The sequence below is a fragment of the Virgibacillus indicus genome (assembly GCF_002266285.1).
Taxonomy (GTDB): domain Bacteria; phylum Bacillota; class Bacilli; order Bacillales; family Amphibacillaceae; genus Virgibacillus_K; species Virgibacillus_K indicus.
Map to the genome: position 1 here is coordinate 1 of NZ_NPMS01000023.1, position 1,884 is coordinate 1,884.

Genomic DNA, 1,884 nt, shown 5'->3' on the forward strand with positions numbered 1-1,884 from the left:
AATCGAGTAGGAGGGGGTGACTAACCCCCGACCTCTCACACCACCGTACGTACGGTTCCGTATACGGCGGTTTCATTTAGGTCCAACGCATGGTCTGATATCGCTTGGATAGACTCTTCAACCCTTGCTCTAACCAATATTGGTTGCCAAGGGCTCTAGACAAGATGGGGCTCTTGGCTATACGCCAATACGCCTTCCTTGAATTTGCCCATTCCCACGCTTTTCCTTTCTTAATTCCAAGTTTCATGAGATTCTTGTATTTTGTTTTGACTTTCTTCCATTCCTTCCAGCGTATCATTCGAAGTCTTCTTCTTATCCAGCCATCTAGAGCTTCAAATATGGTAGGTGTTTCTGCTAGCTGATAATAACCAAGCCAGCCTACTAAATATCGATTTAGCTTTTCGATTCTATCCCTCATATTCATAGATCTCTTTCTGGAGGTTAGTTCTCTGACACGGTGTTTAAACCGTTTGATACTCTCTTTAGAGACCCGAATCTTTGGGTTCACCTTATGGAAAGTGAAAGAAAATCCAAGGAATTTACGTTTCCATGGGCGGTCTACTGCACTTTTCTGTTCATTTACTTTTAACTTTAGTTTTCCTTCGATAAATTCAGTAATACTTTTCATCACTCGTAAACCAGCTCTCCTGGAACGGACATAGATATTACAGTCATCCGCATAACGGACGAAGCGAAGTCCTCTTTTCTCTAATTCCTTGTCTAGTTCATCTAAAACAATATTAGAAAGTAGTGGACTTAATGGTCCACCTTGAGGTGCTCCTTCCATGTTCGGCTGTACAATCCCACCGTCCATAATACCAGCTTGGAGATATCTGCGAATCAGTTTAAGCACTCTCGCGTCTTTGACTCGTTGGCTCAACGTTCGCATTAATCTGTCGTGATGTACTTTATCAAAGAATTTCTCTAAATCCATATCGATAACCCACCGATAGCCATCTTTGATATAGCTTCTTGCTTCTCTTACTGCGTCGTGGCCTCGTCTATTTGGACGAAAACCATAACTGTGCTCTGAGAAGGTTGGGTCATAAATGGTTGTAAGAACCTGTGCGATTGCTTGTTGGATGAATCGGTCTAACACGGTAGGAATTCCTAGCTTCCTCATTCCGCCGTTTGGTTTCGGGATTTCGACACGACGAACGGGTTGAGGATAGTAGGTACCTTCTTCGAGTTGTCCTCGAATGGAAGTCCAGTGTTCCATGATATGCGCTCGTAGGTTTTGTACAGGCATCTCATCCACACCATGACTTCCTTTATTTCGCTCAACACGTTTAAGTGCGAGTATTAGGTTTTCCCGTGATAGAATTCTTTCCAACATGATATCTTACTCCTACGTGAATTGTTCCTTCTTCTTGTGTGGCAATAACTTTCAGCCCTTCTAATGTCCCCCGCGGGATTCACCGTTTCCTCCACTAGGAAGGTTTACATGTTTCTGCTTCATCAAGTTTTGCGTACGCAAAGCGACAATTCTTCTTAAATGATTCAGCCCTTCCTAGATATCCTAGAAATATCTAGTACTACGGCTTCGGCTGACTTCTGATAGTTCAGCGAACACTTACATGTTCGGTTACGGCGTGTGCACCGCATTTCTATCAGACCTCCCAGGGTAAGCACACATTCTTCCTCTCCATGTCCCCACTTCATTTACTTTGTATACCCTTTGGCAGTAAGGGTTTTAGTTTGTAATGCAACCTCACCCAAGTATACCTAGCCTGATGAAGTTCGTGTTCCTAAGGGCGGAGATTTGCCGCCGACTTCCTTCAGATTCTGGGTCGCCCCAGACACCCTTGTCTTAAGCTAACCACTACTACTGCCTTCGTGGCTCGGGACTTCAACCCTAAAGAATGTGTGCATGCCTGGCACACA

Annotated in this window: 1 protein-coding gene; it reads right to left on the bottom strand. The window is 44.2% G+C overall.

From position 1 onward, the window contains the following. Positions 1-76: 76 nt before the first annotated feature. Positions 77-1,339: a group II intron reverse transcriptase/maturase gene (ltrA, locus tag CIL03_RS19250; protein ID WP_094887488.1), complete on the bottom strand. Its 1,263-nt coding sequence runs from the start codon at positions 1,337-1,339 to the stop codon at positions 77-79. Between the last annotated feature and the right edge of the window lie 545 nt (positions 1,340-1,884).